Below are 3,411 nucleotides of genomic sequence, written 5' to 3' on the forward strand. Positions count from 1 at the left end.
AAAACAAAGGCCGTCTGAAAATCCGTTTCAGACGGCCTTTTTGTTGCCGGCCATATGGGCGCCTTTGTTTCACGATTCCACACAATATGGTAATCTTGAGCCGATTTTCACCATACATCCGAAAGGAACATCATGAGCCTGATTATTGAAGACTTGCAAGAAGGCCACGGCAAAGAAGCCGTCAAAGGCAAAGAAATCACCGTACATTACACCGGCTGGTTGGAAGACGGTACCAAATTCGACTCCAGCCTCGACCGCCGTCAACCGCTGACCATCACTCTGGGCGTCGGCCAAGTGATTAAAGGTTGGGACGAAGGCTTCGGCGGCATGAAAGAAGGCGGCAAACGCAAGCTGACCATTCCTTCCGAAATGGGCTATGGCGCACACGGTGCCGGCGGCGTGATTCCTCCGCATGCGACCTTGATTTTTGAAGTCGAGCTGCTGAAAGTGTACGAATAAGCATTTGACGCTTCAAAAGACCGAGGCCGTCTGAAACCCGCAGTTTGGTTTTTCAGACGGCCTGTTTTTATCAAGATTCGGTATAATGCCCTCTTTTACAAGCAAACCATTTCCCAAGGAACCCCCATGCTTTTACCTGAACAAGTCAAAACCCTGATTGAAGGCGTTACCCCTTGCGAACACGTCGAAGTCGAAGGCGACGGCCATCACTTCTTCGCCGTAATCGTTTCCTCCTCATTTGAAGGCAAAGCCCGCCTCGCCCGCCACCGCCTGATTAAAGACGGACTCAAGCCGCAACTCGAAAGCAACGAATTGCACGCGCTGTCGATTTCCGTTGCCGCCACTCCGGCCGAATGGGCTGCCAAACAGGCTTAATTTGGAATCAAACAAAAGGCCGTCTGAAAAGTTTTCAGACGGCCTTTTTCATACATACTGAAATTGAAGAATATTTAGTGTATTACAACCAAAAACGAATTAAACTTGGTTTAAAAGGATTGAGCCCAGTGCAATACCGAGCTCAATATTTAAGTTAACTAACCTGTCCAACTTTTGGGGGGCAGATCAAAGTGCGGTCAGTTTTTGAGAGCTTTTAAAACGCTTTAAAAATTGACCGTACTTTATATAGATGTTTTAAATTATATATCCATTAACTCATAAGAAACATTTCCTGTTTCTAGCAACTCAACAAATACTCTTTTAATAAAATCAAAATCTGTTATAACTTCACTTGCTGGAAAAGGTTCTCCCATAAAATCAACCAATCTTGGAACTCCAGTAAAATCGGACTTAGACCTAATCAAAAACTCCCCGTTATCCCCGTATTCAAGTAGAGTAAATAAATATCTCTCACCATCTGATTCCATCCTTAATTCAGATAAGCCTACTTCTGGTTCAGGTATAACTTCTAATCTAACGTCAGATCTATGATTCTTTGTGCTGTTAAGCATAGATAATATTTTATCTTTACCAATCTTAGATGCCATATCCCTATCTGCCAAAGTTATCCATTCACCCTCTTCTGATTTATATGCACATGAAAAAAATAATAAGCTATTTTCCATTCTTATTTTCCTTTATTGATGTTTGCCCTTGAATCCAAGTATAAGTTTTCAGTTTGTTCTTATCATCAACAGCATGAACAGTGGCCGATTTTAATCCTGCTTTTTCTGCTGCTGATGCAATGTCTTGACGACAATGCGTACATACATCACGCCCTTGGACATGGATCACCATATTTTTTCCTTTAGTCACACCTTTTTCATAAGCTTGTTGAATTGCACCTATTTCAGCATGTGCATCTCGCATATTAGCATTTGGATAAGGTGAACCGTTCTTTTGAGGTTTTTTATTTGCCACATTCTCTGCAATTAAAGTCAATTTATTAGGGTCTGAAAATCTATCCCCTTAAACAGCGCAGGCAATCGATATAAACGCCAAACCGCATTCGACAACACGCAATCGCTGTGTAAACCTTACCGGCACAACCGCCAAACTAGCCCTGCCGTTTCGGGAAAAACTGCACCACGTTCTCCCCTTGCGGCAACATCAATTTCTTCACGGCATGGCCGTACACGGTTTCAAGCGTGATGTTCAGACGGCCTTCTTTTTCAAAAATCTTATCCACACATTCCTTGGCCGCTTGCGGATTGCTGAACTTCAACGCATTCCACAATCCCAAGGTTTCCATGTCCTGCCAAAACGTCCCAGCTTTTTTATAGCTCAACTCAAGCTTGGCCGTGTCGGTTACCGGATCGTAAAAGCCGTTGTCAGCCAGCATATCGCCCAAGTCGTGCATATCAATCAGCGTGGGCGCTTCGCATTCGATGCCTTCATGGTTCAGACGGCCTGTCAGCTCGCTCAGGCTGTCGCGGCCAAAGTGGGTAAAAAACAATAATCCGTCGGTTTTCAAAGCGGCGGCCCAGTTTTTCAAAACCGGCAAAATATCGTCGGCGCGGCTGAGGCTGAGGTTGGCCCACAACATATCGGCGGATGCTTCAGGTAATGGCGCGGTCAGGGCTTGGCAATGCTGCGGGATGGTTTTGCCGGTCAGCTTCTGCCAAAAACCGCCTTTGCGCGCGGCGGCGGCGGTTTTCAAAAAATCGGCATTCGGATCGTATTCTTCAAACACGGCGTCGGGATAACGCGCGGCCAGCAGGCTGCGGCTGATGTCGGCATCGGCACCAATCAGCATGATGCGTTTGGGTGCATTGCGGACCAGCTGCAGGCGCTCGTCGGTGTCTTGGGCGAGATGGCGGTGAATCTGCCAGCGTTTGTCTTGTTCGGTCATGGTGGGTCGTGTCAGCGGGCTTTGCCCGACAATATTCTGTTTTTATGGTTGAAGGCTGTTTCATACGGCCTTTTCGACAAAATTGCGGTAAATTTCGGCAAACTCGTCGGCATGGCTTAAAAAGGGCGCGTGAGCGGCTTTGTCGATAAGGACCAGCTCGCTGTTGCTCAAATGGCGGTGTAAATATTCGCCCATGCGCGGCGGCGTGATGGCGTCTTTCTGTCCAAACACCAGCAGTGACGGCGTTTGAATAAGCGGCAACAACGGACGCGCGTCGGCATGGTTGACGGCTTCAAGCGCGGCCTGTAAGGCGGAAGGCGTGCCGCAGCGCGCCAAATCGGGCAATACGCGGTTTAAGATTTCGCTTGAATGCGGCGTATGCAGCAGTTGCAGTTGTAGAAACTGTTTAATATGTTTGGCATAATCCTGCTGGAATGCGCCGACCATCTTGCCCAAGGCAGGTTGCGCCAAGCCTTCGGGATAATCCGTGTCGGCAGTTAATCGGGCAAAACTTGCCGTCAGGCAGAGCGATTGGATTTTGTCGGGATAAAGCGCGGTCAGATACAGGGCAACCAGTCCGCCCAGCGACCAGCCGAGAATGTGTGCCGGCGTGTCGATTTGTCCGGCGAAGGCTTCGGCAACGGCGGCAATATCAAACGGTTCGG

6 protein-coding genes and 1 pseudogene are annotated in these 3,411 nt (G+C 47.9%); 3 read left to right on the forward strand and 4 right to left on the reverse strand.

Annotated features, from left to right (window positions below; genetic code table 11):
* Nucleotides 1–129 precede the first annotated feature (129 nt).
* From ACTHUT_RS15985 to ACTHUT_RS15995, 3 genes are all read left to right on the forward strand, one after another.
* Nucleotides 130–459 carry an FKBP-type peptidyl-prolyl cis-trans isomerase gene (locus tag ACTHUT_RS15985; RefSeq protein ID WP_094192864.1) on the forward strand — a complete coding sequence of 110 codons (330 nt, stop codon included), beginning with the start codon at nucleotides 130–132 and terminating at the stop codon, nucleotides 457–459.
* Between the two features lie 126 nt (nucleotides 460–585).
* Complete coding sequence (locus ACTHUT_RS15990) at nucleotides 586–834, forward strand: BolA family protein (protein ID WP_003686612.1); 249 nt, start codon at nucleotides 586–588, stop codon at nucleotides 832–834.
* Nucleotides 813–992: an IS3 family transposase gene (locus ACTHUT_RS15995; RefSeq protein ID WP_315093160.1), complete on the forward strand. Its 180-nt coding sequence runs from the start codon at nucleotides 813–815 to the stop codon at nucleotides 990–992. The genes ACTHUT_RS15990 and ACTHUT_RS15995 overlap by 22 nt, the downstream gene beginning before the upstream one ends.
* 102 nt (nucleotides 993–1,094) lie before the next feature.
* On the opposite strand, the gene ACTHUT_RS16000 is transcribed toward ACTHUT_RS15995, so the two are convergent.
* From ACTHUT_RS16000 to bioH, 4 genes and pseudogenes are all read right to left on the reverse strand, one after another.
* Complete coding sequence (locus ACTHUT_RS16000; protein WP_197049997.1) at nucleotides 1,095–1,520, reverse strand: DUF6911 family protein; 426 nt, start codon at nucleotides 1,518–1,520, stop codon at nucleotides 1,095–1,097.
* Nucleotides 1,510–1,845: pseudogene (locus ACTHUT_RS16005) on the reverse strand (cytidine deaminase-like fold-containing protein); the annotation flags it as partial. The pseudogene ACTHUT_RS16005 and the gene ACTHUT_RS16000, both read right to left, overlap by 11 nt.
* A 106-nt stretch (nucleotides 1,846–1,951) precedes the next feature.
* Nucleotides 1,952–2,746 carry a methyltransferase gene (locus ACTHUT_RS16010; RefSeq protein WP_314765766.1) on the reverse strand — a complete coding sequence of 265 codons (795 nt, stop codon included), beginning with the start codon at nucleotides 2,744–2,746 and terminating at the stop codon, nucleotides 1,952–1,954.
* Between the two features lie 60 nt (nucleotides 2,747–2,806).
* Nucleotides 2,807–3,411, reverse strand: a 605-nt coding sequence (gene bioH / locus ACTHUT_RS16015; protein WP_440419045.1) for a pimeloyl-ACP methyl ester esterase BioH, incomplete at its 5' end; no start/stop codon positions are given.

This window comes from Neisseria sp. P0022.S010, from assembly GCF_051956635.1.